The following is a 19,062-nucleotide window of genomic DNA, read 5'->3' as shown; positions in this document are numbered from 1 at the left end:
TCCGCACCCTAGGCAGATGTGGCGGGGGGCGCAGTTCAGGGGGGCCGCTGGGGGTATTTCAGGGTTGCTTGGGGGGAATTCCCGGGTGGTGGGGGGCGATCTACGGGGTGTCGGTGGGGTCACGCGCCGTCCGAAACCAGCGGCCGCAGGTACCGCACCAGCACGTCCTTGACCTCCCGCACATAGGCCTCGCGCTCGGGGCCCTCGTGGGCGAGGACCAGTTCCAGGCCGGCCTTGTAGATGCCCAGGCAGACGTGTGCCGTGCGGGTGACCTCGGGCGGGGCGGCGCCGGGCATGAGGGAGGCGAGCAGGGCCTCGATGCGGGTGACCAGGGTGGTGTGCAACTGGTCGTGCGCCTCGGCCATCCGGCCCGGGATGTCGGGGCCGTGCATCAGGGCGAAGAACACGGGGTGGTCGGTGTTGAAGGCCATGAACGGGTCGACGGCCGCGTCGATCGCCTGCTCCAGCGGTGTGCCGGCGTCGAGGGGGGCCAGCGCCTCGCCGTAGGTCTCCCGCATCTCGTGCATCAGCCGGTCGCCCAGCTCGATCGCGATGGCCTCCTTGTTCGGGAAGAACTGGTACAGCGTGCCGGGGGAGACGCCGGCCTCGCGGGCGATGGCGTTGGTGCTGGCGGCCGTGTAGCCGGAGGTGCAGAAGACCTGGGCGGCGGCCTGGAGCAGCTGGGCGATCCGGCGCTCGCCACGGGCCTGACGGCGGCGCGGCCGGCTGTCCTCGGACTTGTCCGCCCGCTTGCCCTCCGGCTTGCCCTTCGGCTCCTCCGCCCGCTCGTCCGCCCGCTTGTTCTCCGTGGTGGTGGGCTCGGTCTTCTCGGGCACGCGTTATCCCCAGCTCTCGGAACGCGATTGACAAACGCGAGCGGTCACTCGCATTCTTGTGAAACGCGAGCGATCTCTCGTGTTTGCCAGTCTACGGCAATGGCTCATCCATGCTGCCGTGCTCGCACACGGTCGTGCAGGCCAGGGTGAAGGGGACACCGGACGATGACCGAAGTCAACACGCCAGCGCGCCCGGGGGAGGGGCCGCCCGCCACCGGCGACACCCCGCCCCACTCGGGGGACGGCCCGGCCCGCCCCGGCGGCTGGACGCGGTTCGTCACCGCCCGCCCCCGCCTCTCGCTGCTCGTCGCCCTGGTGCTCACCGCGCTGGCGGTGCTGGCCGGCGGCGGGGTCGCCGACCGGCTCGGCAGCGGCGGCTGGGAGGACCCGGCCGCCGAGTCGACCTACGCCACCAAGGCGCTGGAGCGCGAGTTCCCCGGCTCCCAGCCCAACCTGCTGCTCCTGGTCGGCGCCGGCCGCGGCTCGGTGGACGATCCGGCGGTCGCCGCCGAGGCCAGAAGCCTGACCGCCCGGCTCGCGGCGGAGCCCGGCGTCACCGGCGTCGGTTCCTACTGGCAGGGCAAGTCGGCCGCCCTGCGTGCCGAGGACGGCCGCGAGGCGCTCATCGCCGCCCACATCACGGGCGACGAGAAGGCGATGGGCGCCACCCTGGACCGCATCGCCCCGCACTACCGGGGCACGCACGGCCCGGTCCAGGTGCGGATCGGCGGCATCGTCGCGGTGCGGCACGAGATGCAGACCATCATCCAGGAGGACCTGACCCGCGCCGAGCTGATCGCCCTGCCGGTCACCCTCGTGCTGCTGGTGATGGTCTTCGGCAGCGCGGTCGCCGCCCTGCTGCCGCTCGGCATCGGCATCGTGGCCATCCTCGGCACCAACGCGGTGCTGCGCGGCCTGACGAGCTTCACCGACGTCTCGGTCTTCGCCCTGAACCTCACCACGGCCCTCGGCCTGGGTCTCGCGATCGACTATGCCCTGTTCATCGTGCGCCGCTACCGCGAGGAACTGTCCACCGGCGCCGACCCGTTGACGGCCGTGGCCACCACCCTGCGCACAGCGGGCCGCACCGTGCTCTTCTCCGCTCTCACCGTCGCGGTGTCCCTGGCCGCGATGATGCTCTTCCCGCAGTACTTCCTGCGGTCCTTCGCCTACGCCGGCATCGCCGTGGTCCTCCTCGCCGCCGCCGCGGCGCTGATCCTGCTCCCGGCGGCCCTCGTCCTGCTCGGCCACCGGGTCAACTCCCTGGACCTACGGCGCCTGTTCCGCCGCCGCGACCGGGAGCCGAGGCGACCCCAAGGCACCTTGTGGGCCCGCACCGCTGATCTCGTCATGCGCCGCGCCCCGCTGTTCGCCGTGGGCACCGCCGCCCTGCTGGTCGTCCTCGGCACCCCGTTCCTGGGCGTGACGTTCGGTACCGCCGACGACCGCCAGCTCCCCTCGACCGCCGAGTCCCACGTCGTGCAGCAGCACCTCCGGGAGGGCTTCCCGGGCAGCCCCGGAGGCGGCCTGGAGGTGCTCGCCGAGGGCCCCGCGACCAAGGCCCAGTACGCGGCCTACAGGCAGCGGGTGGCCGCCCTGCCCGAGGTGGCCGGCGTGGAAGGGCCGCTGGTCAAGGGCGACGCGGCCTACTTCACCGTGCGGCCCCGGGGGGAGGCGGTGGACGACCCCGCCCAGCGCCTGGTCGGCGACCTGAGGGCGCTGCCCACCCCCTTCGACACCAAGGTCACCGGCACGGCCGCCGTCCTGGTCGACACCAAGCACGCGATAGCCGAACGCCTGCCGTGGGCCGCCGCGTTCATCGCCGTGGTGACCGTGCTGCTGGTCTTCCTGCTCACCGGCAGCGTCCTGATCCCGCTCCAGGCGGTGGTGCTCAACGGCCTCAGCCTGACGGCGATGTTCGGCGCCGTGGTGTGGGTCTTCCAGGACGGCCACCTCTCGGGCGCGCTCGGCTTCACCAGCCCCGGCTCCATCGAGACCACCCTGCCCGTGCTGATGTTCTGCGTGGCCTTCGGCCTCTCCATGGACTACGGCGTCTTCCTGCTCTCCCGCATCAAGGAGGAGTACGACCGCACGGGCGACCACGAGTCGGCGGTGCGGCACGGCCTCCAGCGCACCGGCGGGCTGATCACCGCGGCGGCGGTCATCCTCGCGGTGGTCATGGTCGCCATCGGCACCTCACGGGTGACCAACACCAAGATGCTCGGCCTGGGCATCGCGCTCGCGGTGCTGATGGACGCGATGGTGGTGCGCAGCCTGCTGGTGCCGGCCATCATGCGGCTCACCGGCCGGGCCACCTGGTGGGCCCCGGCCCCGCTGCGCCGCTTCCACGCCCGGTTCGGAGTGAGCGAGGGCGGCGGACAGGCGCCCGAGCGAAGAGCCGGGAGCGAGGAGCACCGGGAGCCGGTCACGCGGGCCTGAACTGCCCGGACCCTCTAGCCTGCGTCCAGGGTCCCCGAAGGGAGCGCGGATGCGAGCGGTGGTCTTCGAGCGGTACGGCGAGCCGGCCGAGGTGCGGGAGGTGCCCGACCCCGCACCCGCCGAGCACGGCGTGGTCGTCCGGGTGGAGGCCACCGGGCTGTGCCGCAGCGACTGGCACGGCTGGATGGGACACGACCCGGACATCACTCTGCCGCATGTGCCCGGCCATGAACTCGCCGGTGTGGTCGAGGCGGTGGGCGCGCTGGTCACCGGTTGGCGGCCCGGCGACCGGGTCACCGTGCCGTTCGTGTGCGCCTGCGGCACCTGCGCCGCCTGCGCGGCCGGCGACCAGCAGGTGTGCGAGCGCCAGACCCAGCCGGGCTTCAGCCACTGGGGCTCGTTCGCGGGGTATGTGGCGCTGGACCACGCCGAGGTGAACCTGGTGGCGGTCCCGGAGGGCATGGCCTTCGCCACCGCCGCCGCCCTCGGCTGCCGCTTCGCCACCGCCTTCCGCGCCGTGGTCCAGCAGGGCCGGGTCGCGGCCGGGGAGTGGGTGGCGGTGCACGGCTGCGGCGGGGTCGGCCTGTCGGCGGTGATGATCGCGGCGGCCTCCGGGGCCCGCGTGGTCGCCGTCGACGTCTCCGCTCAGGCCCTCGCTCTGGCGCGGAGGTTCGGGGCCGCCGAGTGCCTGGACGCGGCCGGGGTGTCCGACCCGGCCGCCGCCGTCCGCGCGTTGACCGGCGGCGGCGCCCATCTCTCCCTGGACGCCCTCGGCTCCCCGGCGACCTGCTCCGCCTCCATGAACGGCCTGCGCCGCCGGGGCCGGCACGTCCAGGTGGGCCTGCTGCCCTCCCCGGACGGGACGACCCCGGTGCCCCTGGCCCGTGCCATCGCCCTGGAGCTGGAGTTGCTGGGCAGCCACGGCATGGCCGCCCACGCCTATCCCGGCATGCTGGAGCTGGTCCGCTCCGGCGTCCTGCGCCCCGACCTGCTGACCACGTCGGCCATCCCTCTGGACGCGGCCCCGGCCGCGCTCGCCGCGATGGGCTCGGCGCCCGGCGCGGGGGTCACCGTCATCGAGCCCTGGGCCTGAGACCCGGCACGGAACCGGGGCGGAGACGGCAGGCCGCCCCCGGGTCGGACGTGTGTCAGTCTCTGCGGCCCCGGTTGCCGGGCCGGGATGCCACCCAGGCGCGCACGGTGTCGGCGTACCAGTAGGGCTTGCCGCTTTCCACGTGGTCGGGCGGGGGCAGCAGGCCGTGTTTGCGGTAGGAGCGGACGGTGTCCGGCTGCACCTTGATGTGCGCCGCGATCTCCTTGTAGGACCAGAGCCTTCGGTCGGTCATGAGTCGCACCTCCCCGCGTGCGCCGCGGCGACGGCCGGGGGACGGCCGTCGGGGGAGCCGGGCGCTTCGCTGGCGATCACCAAGCCTGTGCCCGGTGAACGACGCTGTGTGATCGACCGGACGCACCTGTCGTCCGGGTGTGACCGAGAGCCCGCGTACACGCGACATACGTGACAACACGGTGGTGTTTGTGACACACCCGCCACAGAAGTCGGCCGCGTCCCCAACCCTTTCGGCTGAGCGCCGATCTCCGGTGGGTGCGGGACAGTGAGGAGGGCAGGGGTGATCCCGATGACTGGTCCGAATGTCCGGACAAAACATTGACAGGGCTCGGCGGACGGGACTAGAAAGCCGGGGAGAGCCGCGACGAAGGGAAGCCGATGGCCTACGACCTCATCACCATGGGGCGGATCGGGGTGGACCTCTACCCGTTGCAGACCGGTGTGCCGCTCGCCCGGGTGTCGTCCTTCGGCAAGTTCCTCGGCGGCTCGGCGACGAACGTCGCGGTCGCCGCGGCCAGACTCGGCCGCCGCACCGCAGTGATCACCCGCACCGGCGACGACCCCTTCGGCCGCTATCTCCACGAGGCGCTGCGGGACTTCGGCGTGGACGACCGCTGGGTCACTCCGGTCCCCGGCCTGCCCACCCCGGTCACCTTCTGCGAGGTCTTCCCGCCGGACGACTTCCCGCTCTACTTCTACCGCGAGCCCAAGGCCCCCGACCTGGAGATCGCCGCCGACGACCTGGACCTGGGCGCCGTCCGCGACGCCCGGATCTTCTGGGTCACCGGCACCGGCCTGAGCGAGGAGCCGAGCCGGGCGGCGACCCTCGCGGCCCTCGCCCACCGGGACCGGTCCGGCACCACCGTCTTCGACCTCGACTGGCGCCCGATGTTCTGGCGGGACCCCGGCGCGGCCCGCCCCTTCTACACCGAGGCCCTGCGCCACGCCACAGTGGCGGTCGGCAACCTGGACGAGGTCGAGGTCGCCACCGGGGAACGCGAACCCCACACCGCCGCCCGCGCGCTGCTGGCCGCGGGCGTCGAGATCGCCGTCGTCAAACAGGGACCCAAAGGCGTCCTCGCCGTCAGCCGGCAGGGCGAGTCCGTCGAGGTGCCGCCGCTGCCGGTGACCGTCCTCAACGGACTCGGCGCCGGGGACGCCTTCGGCGGCTCCCTCTGCCACGGCCTGCTGTCCGGCTGGGACCTGGAGACGGTCATGCGGTACGCCAACGCGGCCGGGGCCATCGTCGCCTCCCGCCTGGAGTGCTCCTCCGCGATGCCGACCCCCGACGAGGTGGCCGCCGCGCTCGACGCCGGAGCGGTGCTGTGAGGGCCGGCCGGGTCGCGGGCACCCACACCGAGGGCGGCGACGGCGCCCGGCGCCCCCGCGTCGACGTCGCCGAACTCGTCCGGATCCGCACCCGGCACCCCGAGGCCATCGCCGAGGCCGCCGCCCGCCGGGCCCGCCGGCCGCTGCTGAACGGCAACGGCCGGCTGATGATCGTGGCCGCCGACCACCCCGCCCGCGGCGCCCTCGGTGTGGGCGACCGGGCGCTCGCCATGGCCAACCGTGCCGACCTGCTCGAACGCCTCTGCCTCGCGCTGTCCCGGCCCGGTGTCGACGGCGTCCTCGCCACCGCCGACATCCTGGACGACCTGCTGCTGCTCGGCGCCCTCGACCACAAGGTCGTCATGGGCTCCATGAACCGCGGCGGACTGCAAGGGGCCAGCTTCGAGCTGGACGACCGGTTCACCGGGCACCGCCCCGAGGACATCCGGCGCCTCGGCTTCGACGCGGGCAAGCTGCTGCTGCGCATCGACTACACCGACCCCGGCTCGCTGACCACCCTGGAAGCCACCGCCCGGGCCATCGACGCCATGGCCGAGCGCCGGCTGCCGGTGTTCGTGGAGCCGTTCATCAGCCGCCGCACCGCCGACGGCCGGCTGCGCAACGACCTGTCGGCGGAGGCGGTCACCCGCTCCCTCGCCATCGCCTCCGGGCTCGGCGGCAGTTCGGCCTACACCTGGCTGAAGGTGCCGGTCACCGAGAACCCCGACGACATGGCCCGGGTCATGGAGACCTCCACCCTGCCCGCCGTCCTGCTCGGCGGCGACATAGGGGACTCGCCCGAGGACCAGGTCGCCGCCTACGAGAAGTGGCGCGGCGCGCTGCGCCTGCCCACCGTGCGCGGCCTGGTGGTCGGCCGCTCGCTGCTGTACCCGGCGGACGGCGACGTGGCCGCCGCCGTGGACACCGCCGTAGGACTGCTGTGAGGGCCCGTATGACCAGCACCGAGCTGCATCTGCCCAGGGGCGCCGCCGCGAGCGCCGGGTACGCCGTCGACATCGACCCGGAGCGGGCCGGCTGGGCCCACAGCAGCCTGCGCGTCGTGGAGTTGGCACCGGGGGGTACCCGGACGTTCACCACCGGGGACAGCGAATGGATCGTGCTTCCCCTGGAAGGCGGAGGTACCGTACAAATCGAGGAGCACGAGTTCCAACTCCTGGGACGGGAGAGCGTGTTCGCGGGGGCATCCGACTTCGCGTACGCGCCCCGGGACGCCCGGGTCCAGATCGCCTCCGGCGCGGGAGGCCGCTTCGCCCTGGCAGGAGCGAAGTGCGAGCGACGACTCCCCGCCCGCTACGGCCCCGCGCCGGAGGTACCGGTCGAACAGCGCGGCAGCGGCACCTGCGCCCGCCAGGTGCGCAACTTCGCCTCCGCCGACGCCTTCGCGTGCGACAAGCTCATCGCCGTCGAGGTGATCACCCCGGGCGGCAACTGGTCCTCGTACCCGCCGCACAAGCACGACGAGCACCGGCCGGGCGAGGAGTCCGAGCTGGAGGAGATCTACTACTTCGAGGTCGCCGGTCCGAACGGACTCGGCTACCAGCGCGTGTTCCCCTCCCGCGCGGGCGGCGCCGACGTCCTCGCCGAGGTCCGCTCCGGAGACGCCGTCCTGGTGCCGGACGGCTGGCACGGCCCGTCCATCGCCCAGCCCGGACACGACCTGTACTACCTGAACGTCATGGCGGGCCCGGGCGCGATCCGGGAGTGGCGGATCTGCTTCCACCCCGACCACACCGAGACCACAGGGGGGTACCGATGACGATCCGGCTGACCGTCGCCCAGGCACTCGTCCGCTTCCTCGCCGCCCAGCACACCGAACGCGACGGCAACCGCCGGCGGCTGATCGGCGCCACCTGGGGCATCTTCGGCCACGGCAACGTCGCCGGGCTCGGGCAGGCCCTGGTGGAGTACGCGGACGTGATGCCGTACCACCAGGGCCGCAACGAACAGGCCATGGTGCACGCGGCCGTGGGCTACGCCCGTCAGTCGAACCGGCTGGCCACGCACGCCGTGACCACCTCGATCGGCCCCGGCGCCACCAACCTGGTCACCGGCGCCGCCCTCGCCACCATCAACCACCTGCCGGTCCTGCTCCTGCCCGGCGACGTGTTCGCCACCCGCCCCGCCGACCCGGTCCTCCAGCAGCTGGAGGTGCCGTACGCGGGCGACGTCTCGGTCAACGACACCCTGCGTCCGGTCTCCCGCTACTTCGACCGCGTCACCCGCCCCGAACAGCTGATCCCCGCCGCCCTCCAGGCGATGCGGGTGCTGACCGACCCGGTGGAGACCGGCGCCGTCACCCTCGCGCTGCCGCAGGACGTGCAGGCGGAGGCGTTCGACTGGCCGGAGGAGTTCTTCGCCGAGCGGGTGTGGACCGTACGCCGGCCGGGTGCCGACCCCACGGAACTCGCGGAGGCCGTGGCGGCGATCCGCTCCGCCGCCCGGCCCCTGGTCGTCGCGGGCGGCGGCGTCCACCACAGCCGCGCGGAGGCGGCCCTCGCCGAGTTCGCCGCGGCCACCCGGATCCCGGTCGCCGCCACCCAGGCCGGCAAGGGCTCACTGCGGTACGACCACCCCCAGGACGTCGGCGGCATCGGCCACACCGGCACCGCGACCGCCGCCGAACTCGCCCGCACCGCGGACCTGGTGATCGGCGTCGGCACCCGGTACACCGACTTCACCACCGCCTCCGGCACCCTCTTCCAGAACCCGGACGTCCGCTTCCTCAACCTCAACATCGCGCCCTACGACGGCCACAAGCTGGCCGGGCTCCCGCTGGTCGCGGACGCCCGCAGCGGCCTGGGCGAGCTGACCGAGGCACTGGTGATGCACGGGCACACCGTGGCCGGCGCGTACGCCACCGAGTACAGCGAGGACAAGGAGCGCTGGGAGCAGCGCGTCGACGCCTGCTTCGAGGTGGACGAGATCGACGCCCGCCCCACCCAGCCGCAGGTCATCGGGGCGCTGGACGCCCTGGTGGACGAGTCCGACGTGATCGTCAACGCGGCCGGCTCGCTCCCCGGGGACCTGCACAAGCTGTGGCGGGCCCGCTCGGCGGACCAGTATCACCTGGAGTACGGCTACTCCTGCATGGGTTACGAGATACCGGCCGCCCTCGGCGTGAAACTGGCCGCGCCCGAGCGCCACGTATGGGCGCTGGTCGGCGACGGCACCTATCTGATGATGCCCACGGAGATCGTCACCGCCGTGCAGGAGGGCGTCGCGATCAAGGTGCTGCTGGTGCAGAACCACGGGTACGCCTCGATCGGCGGGCTCTCGGAGTCGGTGGGCGGCGAGCGGTTCGGCACCGCCTACCGCTACCCGACCGAGGAGGGCACCTACACGGGCGCCCCGCTCCCCGTCGACCTCGCCGCCAACGCGGCCAGCCTCGGCATGCGGGTGCTGCGCGCGAAGACCGTACGGGAACTGCGCGAAGCGCTCGCGACGGCGCGCGCCGCCGACACTCCCACATGTGTCTACGTGGAGACCGAAACGTCCGACACTGTGTCGGGCGCGCCTCCGGCGCAGGCCTGGTGGGATGTTCCCGTGGCCGAGACCGCGACCCGACCGTCCGCGGTCAAGGCCCGTGAGCTGTACGAACGGCACGTCTCGACCCGACGCCGCCATCTGTAAAAGGAGTATCTGGGCATGACGAAGATCGTCAACCACTGGATCGGCGGCAAGACCGTCGAAGGCGCGTCGGGTACGTACGGGCCGGTCACCGACCCGGCGACCGGCGCGGTCACCACCAAGGTGGCGTTCGCCTCGGTCGAGGAGGTGGACCAGGCCGTCGCGGCGGCCAAGGACGCCTTCGCGGCCTGGGGCCAGTCCTCGCTGGCGCAGCGCACCACCATCCTCTTCAGGTTCCGGGCGCTGCTGGACGCCCACCGCGACGAGATCGCCGAGCTGATCACCGCCGAGCACGGCAAGGTGCACTCCGACGCGCTCGGCGAGGTCGCGCGCGGCCTGGAGATCGTGGACCTGGCCTGCGGGATCAACGTGCAGCTCAAGGGCGAGCTGTCCACCCAGGTCGCCAGCCGCGTCGACGTGGCCGCGATCCGCCAGCCGCTCGGCGTGGTCGCGGGCATCACGCCGTTCAACTTCCCGGCGATGGTCCCGATGTGGATGTTCCCGATCGCCATCGCGACCGGCAACACCTTCGTGCTCAAGCCGAGCGAGAAGGACCCGTCGGCCTCGCTGCGCATCGCCGAGCTGCTGGCCGAGGCCGGCCTGCCCGACGGCGTGTTCAACGTGGTGCACGGCGACAAGACGGCCGTGGACCGGCTGCTGGAGCATCCGGACGTCAAGGCCGTCTCCTTCGTCGGCTCGACCCCGATCGCCCGCTACATCCACACCACCGCCTCGGCCAACGGCAAGCGGGTGCAGGCCCTCGGCGGCGCCAAGAACCACATGCTGGTGCTGCCGGACGCCGACCTGGACGCCGCCGCCGACGCGGCCGTCTCCGCCGCCTACGGCTCGGCGGGCGAGCGCTGCATGGCCATCTCGGCGGTCGTGGCGGTGGGCGCGATCGGCGACGAGCTGGTGGCGAAGATCCGCGAGCGCGCCGAGCAGATCAAGATCGGTCCGGGCAACGACCCGGCGTCCGAGATGGGCCCGCTGATCACCGCCGCGCACCGCGACAAGGTGGCCTCCTACGTCACGGGCGCCGCCGCCGAGGGCGCCGAGGTGGTCCTGGACGGCACCGGTCACATCGTCGAGGGCTTCGAGGACGGCAACTGGATCGGCATCTCGCTGCTGGACAAGGTGCCGACCACAGCCAAGGCCTACCAGGACGAGATCTTCGGCCCGGTGCTGTGCGTGCTGCGCGTGGACACCTACGAGGAGGGTGTGGCGCTCATCAACGCCTCGCCGTTCGGCAACGGCACCGCGATCTTCACCCGGGACGGCGGCGCGGCCCGCCGCTTCCAGCTGGAGATCGAGGCGGGCATGGTCGGCGTGAACGTCCCGATCCCGGTCCCCGTGGGCTACCACAGCTTCGGCGGCTGGAAGGACTCCCTCTTCGGCGACCACCACGTCTACGGCAACGACGGCACGCACTTCTACACCCGCGGCAAGGTGATCACCACCCGCTGGCCCGACCCGGCCGACGCCCCCACCGGTGTGGACCTGGGCTTCCCGCGCAACCACTGAGCGTCACCCGGAGGTCACCTCCGGCACCCGTCAGGCCGTCCGGACTCCGGACGGCCTGACATTTTTTTGACACCTTGGCTGCGATTCCCGTTCACGCGGGATGAAACGGATGGCGAAGGGGTTCTTCGGTTATTGCCTTCGAAAGCATGGTCACATTCCCCTGAAGCTTGATGGAAGCACCTATAGGGCGTCACGGCCTGGGAAACTCAAGCCGAGCGCCGGTCGGTCGAGGTGCGGATTCCGCAGGTAAACAGCCATTGACGTGGTGGTTTTCGTCGGGGTTCTCTAAGCAGCGCCGGGAGCGGACGACAGGAACGTACGACGAGCCGCCGGAGGCGATAACGCTCCTGGACCCCCTCACTCGCACCAGTCGATCGGAACCGCCGCATGACCGACACGCTCCGCCCTGTCGAGACGTCCCCTCTCATGGACGCCTCGGGGGCCGCCGGGAGTCCGCAGAAGCTCAAGCGATCCATCGGCGTCGTCGGCGGCACCCTGCTGACCCTCTCGTGCGTCACGCCCGCCTCCACCCTCTTCGTGGTCGTCCCGGACCTCTTCGGCTCCCTCGGCACCGCCACCGCCCTCACGATCGCCATCGGCTCCCTCCTCTGTATCGCCGTGGCGTTCTGCTACTCGGAGCTGGGCACCCTCATCCCCAGCGCGGGCGGCGAGTACGCCATGGTGTCGACGATGGCCGGCCGCCTCGCGGGCTGGCTCGTCTTCGTGCTCTCCCTGCTGGTCGTCATGATCGTGCCGCCCGTCATCGCGATGGGCACCGCCGACTACCTCGCCCCGCTCGTGCACCTCGACCCGTCGATGACCGGCGCGGGCGTGATGCTGCTCGCCACCCTGGCCGGCCTGCTCGACCTGCGCGCCAACGCCTGGATCACCGGCATCTTCCTGGTCCTGGAGGTCATCGCGGCCGGCGTCGTCGCCCTCCTCGGCTTCACCCACGGCCACCGCGGCGTCGGCAGCCTCGTCTCCATGCAGGTCGCCGGCGGCGACGGCCACACCGACACCGTCACCGCGATGCTGGTGGTCTCCGGGCTCGCCATCGCCCTCTTCGTCACCCAGGGCTTCTCGACCGCCGTCTACCTCTCCGAGGAGCTGGAGCACCCGCGCCGCAACGTCGCCCGCACGGTGCTCGCCACCCTCGCCATCTCCACCGTGATCATCCTGGTGCCGGTCGCCGCGATCACCATGGGCGCGGGCGACCTCAAGGAGCTGACCGGCGGTGACATCAGCTCCATGGTCACCGCCTGGTCCAACTCCGCGGTCGGCACCTTCGTCAGCCTCTGCGTGGCCCTCGCCATCATCAACGCGGGCATCGTCATGGTCATCCAGAACTCCCGCGTCCTGTTCGCCTCCGCCCGCGACAAGGCCTGGCCCGGCCCGGTCAACCGGGTCTTCTCCAAGCTCGGCCGCTTCGGCTCCCCCTGGGTCGCCACCCTCGCCGTCGGCGTCCCCGGCGCGCTGCTCTGCTTCGTCAACCTGGACACCCTGTACGGCGTCACGGGCGTCTCGGTGACCGGCATGTACCTGCTGGTCGCGGTCGCCGCCCTGCTGTCCCGCCGCGGCTCCCACAAGCACACCGCCGCCTGGCGGATGCCGCTGTGGCCCGCGGTGCCGGTCCTGCTGATCGCCGTCCTCGCCTACATCCTCACCCAGCAGGAGACGGGCTACCTGCTGTGGACCGGCGGCATCACCGCCGTCGCCACCCTCTACTGGGCCCTCTACCTCCGCCCCCGCAAGGACACCCGCTGGCTGGTCTCGATCCCCGAGGACGAGCCCACCGAGACCGCCGGGCCGGCGCGGGCCTGAGCGCTCAGAACGCCCACGTCACCACCGTGCACCTGCCGTCGTCCTCGCCGCCCGCACTCCGGTACGCGGCGAGGGCGACGTCGTTCCCGGCGTCGACCCCCACCCACATGCCGTAGCAGCCCCGCTCCTGGGCCAGCGCGGCGAGCCGCAGCACCAGCGCCCGCCCGATCCCACGGCGCCGGTACGGCTCCGCGACCGCCAGCTCGTACAGGAACATCTCGGCGCCCTTGTCGGGGTGGAGGGTCTCCACACCGCTGACGAAGCCGACGGGCGGCCCGGCGGCGTCGGTGCGGGCGAGGAACAGATGGTGTCCGTCCGCCGCCAGGAACCGCCCCGCCCACTCGGGACGCGCCGGATGGTCGAACAGCGGCCCGGCGGCGGCGATCTCGGCGACGGTGGTGGCCCGGCGAATCTCCATGACGGCCTTCGTACCACGGCTGCCGTACGCCGGCACCCGCCCCTACTCCTCACGGAGGGCGGCGGGTTCAGCCCCGCGGGCGCACCGGTTGTCAGTGCCGGCCCGTACCGTTGACCCATGGATCTTCGACTGCCCGCGCTGCGCAGGCTGCTGCGGCGGCGACCGCGCCGGTTCGCCGCCGCGGCGGCCGCCGTCGTGGTGCTCGTCGGCGCCGGCACGTGGACGGCGGCCGTCGCCTCCGACGACGCCCCGGCGGTGCGCGCCGACGAGCGGGTCATGGCGGTCGACGGCGTCCGCCTGGACACCTCGTTCTTCACCCCGGCCGACGGCGCCCGGCACCCCGCCGTGCTGCTGGCACACGGCTTCGGCGGCAGCAAGGCCGACCTGCGCGAGCAGGCCCAGGACCTCGCCCGGGACGGATACGCGGTCCTGACCTGGTCCGCGCGCGGCTTCGGCCGCTCCACCGGCAAGATCGGCCTCAACGACCCGAAGGCCGAGGTCGCCGATGTCTCCCGGCTCGTCGACTGGCTGGCCCGGCGCCCCGAGGTCCGCCTCGACAAGACCGGCGACCCGCGCGTGGGCGTGGCCGGCGGCTCCTACGGCGGCGCGATCTCCCTGCTCGCGGCCGGACACGACCCCCGTATCGACGCCATCGCCCCGGCCGTCACCTACTGGAACCTCGCGGACGCCCTCTTCCCGAACGGCGTCTTCAAGAAGCTGTGGACCGGGATCTTCTTCAACACCGGCGGCGGCTGCGCCCGCTTCGAGCCCGCGCTGTGCCGGATGTACGACCGGGTCGCCGCGTCCGGCACCCCGGACCAGGCCGCCCGGAAGCTGCTGGAAGAGCGCTCGCCGTCCGCCGTCGGCGACGCCATCAAGGTGCCCACACTGCTGGTGCAGGGTCAGACCGACTCCCTGTTCACCCTCGACCAGGCCGACGCCGCGGCGAAGGCGATCCGGGCCAACGGCGCCCCGGTCGACGTCGACTGGATCGCGGGCGGCCACGACGGCGGCGACATGGAGACCGGCCGCGTGCAGAACCGGGTGCACGCCTGGTTCGACCGGTATCTGAAGGGCGACGAGGACACCGCCACCGGCCCGGCCTTCCGCGTCACCCGCACCGGCGGCGTCGACTCCACCGACGGCGCCGCCCAGCTGCGCGGCGCGACCGCCGACGCGTACCCCGGCCTGCGCGGCCACCGGGAGTCCGTCGCCCTCACCGGCCGCGAGCAGCGCGTCGCCAACCCGGCCGGCGCCAGCCCGCCCGGCGTCTCCGCACTGCCCGGCCTCACCGGCTCCGGCGCCCTGTCCCAGCTCTCCGCGCTCGGCACCGGCGTCTCCCTCGACTTCCCCGGCCAGTACGCGCACTTCGACTCCGCGCCCCTCACCCGCGACCTGCGCGTCACCGGCGCCCCCACCGCCACCGTCCACCTCACCTCCACCAGCGACGAAGCCGTCCTGTTCGGCAAGGTGTACGACGTCGGCCCCGACGGCTCCGGGCAGGTGCTGCCCGCCCAGCTCGTCACCCCGTTCCGGGTGACCGGCGCCAAGGCGGGCAAGGACGTCACCGTCACCCTCCCGGCCATCGACCACGAGGTGCGGAAGGGCCACCGGCTCCGCCTGGTCCTCGCCTCCACCGACCTCGGCTACGCCTCACCGATGGCCCCGGCCACCTACACCGTCTCCCTCAAGGGGAACCTGAGCGTGCCGACAGCGCCCGCCGTCACCACGGCCGCGGCGGCCCTGCCCGCCTGGGTGTGGTGGCTCCCGGCGGCCGGCGCGGCCCTCGCCCTCGCCCTGCTGCTCACCGCCCGCCGCCGCACCTCCGCCCCCGCGCCGGACCCGGACCTGACCGAGGTCCCGCTCGTCATCAGCGGCCTCGGCAAGCGGTACGTGCGCTCCACCGACCGGTACGCGGTGCGCGAGCTGTCCTTCCGCGTCGAGAAGGGCCAGGTGCTCGGCCTGCTCGGACCCAACGGCGCGGGCAAGACCACCACCCTGCGCATGCTGATGGGCCTGATCACCCCGGACACGGGCGAGATCCGCGTCTTCGGGCACGTGATCCGGCCCGGCGCCTCCGTGCTCTCCCGGGTCGGCGCCTTCGTCGAGGGCGCCGGCTTCCTGCCGCACCTGTCCGGCCGGGAGAACCTGGAGCTGTACTGGCGGGCCACCGGCCGCCCGCCCGAGGACGCCCACCTGGACGAGGCGCTCCAGATCGCCGGACTCGGCGACGCGCTCGCCCGCGCGGTGCGCACCTACTCCCAGGGCATGCGCCAGCGCCTCGCCATCGCCCAGGCCATGCTCGGCCTGCCCGACCTGCTCATCCTGGACGAGCCCACCAACGGCCTCGACCCGCCCCAGATCCGCGAGATGCGCGAGGTGATGATCCGCTACGCGGCCGGCGGACGCACCGTGATCGTCTCCAGCCACCTCCTCGCCGAGGTGGAGCAGACCTGCACCCACCTGGTGGTGATGGACCGCGGCCGGCTCGTCCAGGCCGGTCCGGTCCGGGACATCGTCGGCTCCGGTGACACCCTGCTGATCGGCACCGCCACGCCCGTCGAGGAGCCGGTCGTGGAGAAGGTGGCCGCGCTGCCCGCCGTCGCCTCCGCCGTACGCACCGAGGACGGACTGCTGGTCCGGCTCGAAGCGGGCGGCACGGCCGAGGTCCTGGTCGTGGAGCTGGTCCGGCTCGCGGTGCCGGTCGCCTCGGTCGGCCCGCACCGCCGCCTGGAGGACGCCTTCCTCACCCTGATCGGAGGTTCCGCATGAGCACGCTCACCGAGGTCGCCTCCGGCTACCGGGCGGGCCGCACCCTGCCCCTGCGGGTGGAGCTGATCCGCCAGCTCAAGCGCCGCCGCACCCTGGTCATGGGCGCGATCCTCGCCCTGCTGCCCGTCGTGCTGCTGATCGCCTTCGCCGTCGGCGGCGACCCCGGCGGCCGCAACAGCCAGGTCAGCCTGATGGACACGGCCACCGCGTCCGGCGCCAACTTCGCCGCCGTCAACCTGTTCGTGTCGGCGGGCTTCCTGCTGGTCGTCCCGGTCGCCCTGTTCTGCGGGGACACCGTGGCCGCCGAGGCGAACTGGTCCTCGCTGCGCTATCTGCTGGCCGCCCCCGTACCCCGGGCCCGGCTGCTGTGGTCCAAGCTCGCCGTCGCGCTCGGCATGAGCCTCGCCGCGATGGTGCTGCTGCCGGTCGTGGCCCTCGCCGTCGGCACGGCCGCCTACGGCTGGGGCCCCTTGCAGATCCCCACCGGCGGCGCGCTCGACACCGGCACCGCGGCCCAGCGGCTGCTGATCGCCGTCGGCTACCTCTTCGTGTCCCAACTGGTCACCGCCGCGCTGGCGTTCTGGCTGTCCACGAAGACGGACGCCCCGCTCGGCGCGGTCGGCGGCGCGGTCGGCCTGACCATCGTCGGCAACGTCCTGGACGCCGTCACCGCCCTCGGCGACTGGCGCGACTTCCTCCCCGCGCACTGGCAGTTCGCCTGGGCCGACGCCGTCCAGCCCCACCTGGAGTGGTCCGGCATGATCCAGGGCGCCGCCGTCTCCGTCACCTACGCCCTGATACTCTCCGCCCTCGCCTTCCGGGGCTTCGCCCGCAAGGACATCGTCTCCTGACCGCCACCGCTCACCAATCGGTCCCGGCCCATTGACCTTTCCTTACTTACGAGTAAGTTGACGCTCCGGTAAGGACCTGTGGGCACGAGCCGCGAGCGGGAGCCGTCATGGGCGTACGCAGGGATCTGAAACGGGCACGGCAGCGCACCGACCTGGCAGCCCGGGGCGAGGTGGAGCTGGTCCGGGACGCCACGGGCACCGTGCGCGAGGCCCGCGCGGCACCCCTCGCGCCCCCGCTCACCACCGGCTCCCTCGCCGACCTGCCCTTCGCGCACGCGGCCGAGACCCCGGACGCGGTCCTGCTGCGCCGCCGGGAGCGGGGCGCCTGGCGGCCGGTCACGGCCACCGCCTTCGCCGCCGCGGTCACCGCCGTCGCCAAGGGACTGATCGCCGCCGGCCTGGAACCCGGCGGCCGGGTCGCCGTGATGTCCCGCACCCGCTACGAGTGGACCGTCCTGGACTTCGCGATCTGGGCGGCCGGCGGCCAGTCCGTGCCCCTCTACCCGACCTCCTCCGCCGCCCAGGTCGACTGGATCGTCCGCGACTCCGGCGCCCGGTTCGCCGTCGCCGAGACCACCGAGAACGCCGCCACCGTCACCACCGGCACCGCCGGCCACCGCAACCCCCCGCGCCTGTGGCAGCTCGACGAAGGCGCCCTCCGCGATCTCGCCGCCCTCGGCCGGGAGGTGGGGGACGACGAACTCGCCAAGCGCCGAGGCGCCCTGACCCCCGACACCGTCGCCACCCTCTGCTACACCTCCGGCACCACCGGCCGGCCCAAGGGCTGCGTCCTCACCCACGCCAACCTGCACGCCGAGGCCGCCAACACCGTCGAACTCCTGCACCCGGTCTTCCAGGCCGTCACCGGGCAGCAGGCGTCCACCCTGCTCTTCCTGCCGCTCGCCCACATCCTCGGCCGCACCCTCCAACTGGCCTGTCTGCTGGCCCGCATCGAGACCGGCCACTTCCCGAGCGTCAAGCCCGACGAACTGCGGCCCGCGCTCAAGGAGTTCCGGCCCACCTTCCTGGTCGGGGTGCCGTACCTCTTCGAGAAGATCCACGACACCGGACGCGCCACCGCCGAGAGGCTCGGCCGGGCCGCCTCCTTCGACCGGGCCGAGCGGATCGCCGTCCGTTTCGCCGAGGCCCACCTGCAGAAGTTCCCCGGCACCGGAAAAGGCCCGGGACCCGGCCTCTACGCCGCCTGGGCCCTGTACGACCTGCTGGTCTACCGGCGCATCCGGCGGGAACTGGGCGGCCGGCTGCGCTACGCCATCAGCGGCGGCTCCCCGCTCGACCGCGACCTCAACCTGTTCTTCCACGCCGCCGGGATCGTCGTCTACGAGGGCTACGGCCTCACCGAGACCAGCGCCGCGGCCACCCTCGTACCCCCGCTGGCCCCCCGCCCCGGCACGGTCGGCCTGCCCATACCCGGTGTCTCGGTGCGCGTCGCCGACGACGGGGAGGTGCTGATCAGGGGCCCGGTGGTCTTCGGGGCGTACTGGAACGACCCGGCCGCCACCGAGGCCGCCCTCAGCGACGGCTGGTTCGCCACCGGCGACCTCGGCGCCCTCGACCAGGACGGCTACCTCACCATCACCGGCCGCAAGAAGGACATCCTCGTCACCTCCGGCGGCAAGAACGTCTCCCCGGCCGTCCTGGAGGACCGGCTGCGCGGCCGGGCGCCCGTCGGGCAGTGCGTGGTCGTCGGCGACAACCGGCCCTTCGTCGCCGCCCTGATCACCCTCGACCCGGAGGCGCTGGCCCACTGGCTGACCGTCCGCAAGCTGCCCGCGGACACCCCCCTCGCCGAACTGCTGCGCGACGAAAGGCTGCGGGCGGACGTGCAGAAGGCGGTCGACCACGCCAACGCGGCCGTCTCCCGCGCCGAGTCCATCCGGGCGTTCGCCCTGGTGGAGGGCGAGTTCACCGAGGAGAACGGGCTGCTGACGCCCTCGCTGAAGGTGAAGCGGCACGCGGTGACCGCCGCCTACGCGGACCGGATCGAGGAGCTGTACCGCCGCTGAACCGGAGGAGCCGGCCCCGGACACGCGAGAGCGGGCCGCCGGACCAGCCGGC

14 protein-coding genes are annotated in these 19,062 nt (G+C 73.0%); 11 read left to right on the top strand and 3 right to left on the bottom strand.

The window, feature by feature from the left end:
• Window positions 1-119: 119 nt before the first annotated feature.
• Window positions 120-689: a TetR/AcrR family transcriptional regulator gene (locus NX794_RS27905; protein WP_258781960.1), complete on the bottom strand. Its 570-nt coding sequence runs from the start codon at window positions 687-689 to the stop codon at window positions 120-122.
• A 312-nt stretch (window positions 690-1,001) separates the two neighbouring features.
• Here NX794_RS27905 and NX794_RS27900 point away from each other — a divergent pair, with 312 nt between their 5' ends.
• Both NX794_RS27900 and NX794_RS27895 read left to right on the top strand, forming a co-directional pair.
• Entirely contained in the window at window positions 1,002-3,275 is a 2,274-nt protein-coding gene (locus NX794_RS27900) for an MMPL family transporter (protein ID WP_258781938.1), read from the top strand.
• A gap of 49 nt (window positions 3,276-3,324) precedes the next feature.
• Window positions 3,325-4,368 carry a zinc-dependent alcohol dehydrogenase family protein gene (locus NX794_RS27895; RefSeq protein ID WP_258781937.1) on the top strand — a complete coding sequence of 348 codons (1,044 nt, stop codon included), beginning with the start codon at window positions 3,325-3,327 and terminating at the stop codon, window positions 4,366-4,368.
• 55 nt (window positions 4,369-4,423) lie between these two features.
• Here the strand turns inward: NX794_RS27895 and NX794_RS27890 are convergent, their stop codons facing one another.
• Window positions 4,424-4,621, bottom strand: coding sequence for a helix-turn-helix transcriptional regulator (locus tag NX794_RS27890; RefSeq protein ID WP_054231835.1), 198 nt, complete (start codon window positions 4,619-4,621; stop codon window positions 4,424-4,426).
• 380 nt (window positions 4,622-5,001) lie between these two features.
• Between NX794_RS27890 and iolC the strand changes: the two genes are divergently transcribed.
• The 6 genes from iolC to NX794_RS27860 all read left to right on the top strand — a co-directional run bounded on the left by iolC (window position 5,002) and on the right by NX794_RS27860 (window position 12,942).
• Window positions 5,002-5,952, top strand: a complete 951-nt coding sequence (gene iolC / locus NX794_RS27885) for a 5-dehydro-2-deoxygluconokinase (protein WP_258781929.1) — start codon at window positions 5,002-5,004, stop codon at window positions 5,950-5,952.
• A gap of 83 nt (window positions 5,953-6,035) precedes the next feature.
• Window positions 6,036-6,896: a Cgl0159 family (beta/alpha)8-fold protein gene (locus tag NX794_RS27880; RefSeq protein WP_428985973.1), complete on the top strand. Its 861-nt coding sequence runs from the start codon at window positions 6,036-6,038 to the stop codon at window positions 6,894-6,896.
• An 8-nt stretch (window positions 6,897-6,904) separates the two neighbouring features.
• Window positions 6,905-7,729, top strand: a complete 825-nt coding sequence (gene iolB / locus NX794_RS27875) for a 5-deoxy-glucuronate isomerase (protein ID WP_258781927.1) — start codon at window positions 6,905-6,907, stop codon at window positions 7,727-7,729.
• The gene (gene iolD, locus NX794_RS27870) at window positions 7,726-9,603 is read left to right on the top strand and encodes a 3D-(3,5/4)-trihydroxycyclohexane-1,2-dione acylhydrolase (decyclizing) (RefSeq protein WP_258781925.1); all 1,878 of its coding nucleotides are present in this window, start codon (window positions 7,726-7,728) and stop codon (window positions 9,601-9,603) included. Before iolB ends, iolD begins: the two co-directional genes overlap by 4 nt.
• 15 nt (window positions 9,604-9,618) lie before the next feature.
• Complete coding sequence (gene mmsA / locus NX794_RS27865) at window positions 9,619-11,121, top strand: CoA-acylating methylmalonate-semialdehyde dehydrogenase (protein WP_258781924.1); 1,503 nt, start codon at window positions 9,619-9,621, stop codon at window positions 11,119-11,121.
• 387 nt (window positions 11,122-11,508) lie between these two features.
• Entirely contained in the window at window positions 11,509-12,942 is a 1,434-nt protein-coding gene (locus NX794_RS27860) for an APC family permease (RefSeq protein WP_258781923.1), read from the top strand.
• 4 nt (window positions 12,943-12,946) lie between these two features.
• Here NX794_RS27860 and NX794_RS27855 read toward each other — a convergent pair whose 3' ends face one another.
• A complete protein-coding gene (locus NX794_RS27855) occupies window positions 12,947-13,360 on the bottom strand; it encodes a GNAT family N-acetyltransferase (protein ID WP_258781921.1) in 414 nt (137 codons plus the stop codon).
• 117 nt (window positions 13,361-13,477) lie between these two features.
• Here NX794_RS27855 and NX794_RS27850 point away from each other — a divergent pair, with 117 nt between their 5' ends.
• From NX794_RS27850 to NX794_RS27840, 3 genes are all read left to right on the top strand, one after another.
• Window positions 13,478-16,132: a CocE/NonD family hydrolase gene (locus tag NX794_RS27850; RefSeq protein ID WP_258781919.1), complete on the top strand. Its 2,655-nt coding sequence runs from the start codon at window positions 13,478-13,480 to the stop codon at window positions 16,130-16,132.
• Window positions 16,129-16,983, top strand: a complete 855-nt coding sequence (locus NX794_RS27845; RefSeq protein WP_258781917.1) for an ABC transporter permease — start codon at window positions 16,129-16,131, stop codon at window positions 16,981-16,983. Before NX794_RS27850 ends, NX794_RS27845 begins: the two co-directional genes overlap by 4 nt.
• A 107-nt stretch (window positions 16,984-17,090) precedes the next feature.
• Window positions 17,091-19,010, top strand: a complete 1,920-nt coding sequence (locus NX794_RS27840; RefSeq protein WP_258781916.1) for an AMP-dependent synthetase/ligase — start codon at window positions 17,091-17,093, stop codon at window positions 19,008-19,010.
• Window positions 19,011-19,062 lie beyond the last annotated feature (52 nt).

It is taken from the genome of Streptomyces pyxinicus, assembly GCF_024753135.1.
In the GTDB taxonomy this organism is placed as follows: Bacteria; Actinomycetota; Actinomycetes; order Streptomycetales; family Streptomycetaceae; genus Streptomyces; species Streptomyces pyxinicus.
Note: the sequence above shows the minus strand (reverse complement) of the source record. Positions and strands in the feature narration are given on the sequence as shown.

What these genes read in the sequence shown, in the direction of transcription:
- NX794_RS27890 (WP_054231835.1), bottom strand. Translation starts at nt 4,621, where the DNA reads ATGACCGACCGAAGGCTCTGGTCCTACAAGGAGATCGCGGCGCACATC.
- NX794_RS27855 (WP_258781921.1), bottom strand. Translation starts at nt 13,360, where the DNA reads ATGGAGATTCGCCGGGCCACCACCGTCGCCGAGATCGCCGCCGCCGGG.
- NX794_RS27860 (WP_258781923.1), top strand. Translation starts at nt 11,509, where the DNA reads ATGACCGACACGCTCCGCCCTGTCGAGACGTCCCCTCTCATGGACGCC.
- NX794_RS27845 (WP_258781917.1), top strand. Translation starts at nt 16,129, where the DNA reads ATGAGCACGCTCACCGAGGTCGCCTCCGGCTACCGGGCGGGCCGCACC.
- iolC (WP_258781929.1), top strand. Translation starts at nt 5,002, where the DNA reads ATGGCCTACGACCTCATCACCATGGGGCGGATCGGGGTGGACCTCTAC.
- NX794_RS27840 (WP_258781916.1), top strand. Translation starts at nt 17,091, where the DNA reads ATGGGCGTACGCAGGGATCTGAAACGGGCACGGCAGCGCACCGACCTG.
- iolD (WP_258781925.1), top strand. Translation starts at nt 7,726, where the DNA reads ATGACGATCCGGCTGACCGTCGCCCAGGCACTCGTCCGCTTCCTCGCC.
- iolB (WP_258781927.1), top strand. Translation starts at nt 6,905, where the DNA reads ATGACCAGCACCGAGCTGCATCTGCCCAGGGGCGCCGCCGCGAGCGCC.
- NX794_RS27900 (WP_258781938.1), top strand. Translation starts at nt 1,002, where the DNA reads ATGACCGAAGTCAACACGCCAGCGCGCCCGGGGGAGGGGCCGCCCGCC.
- NX794_RS27895 (WP_258781937.1), top strand. Translation starts at nt 3,325, where the DNA reads ATGCGAGCGGTGGTCTTCGAGCGGTACGGCGAGCCGGCCGAGGTGCGG.
- mmsA (WP_258781924.1), top strand. Translation starts at nt 9,619, where the DNA reads ATGACGAAGATCGTCAACCACTGGATCGGCGGCAAGACCGTCGAAGGC.
- NX794_RS27850 (WP_258781919.1), top strand. Translation starts at nt 13,478, where the DNA reads ATGGATCTTCGACTGCCCGCGCTGCGCAGGCTGCTGCGGCGGCGACCG.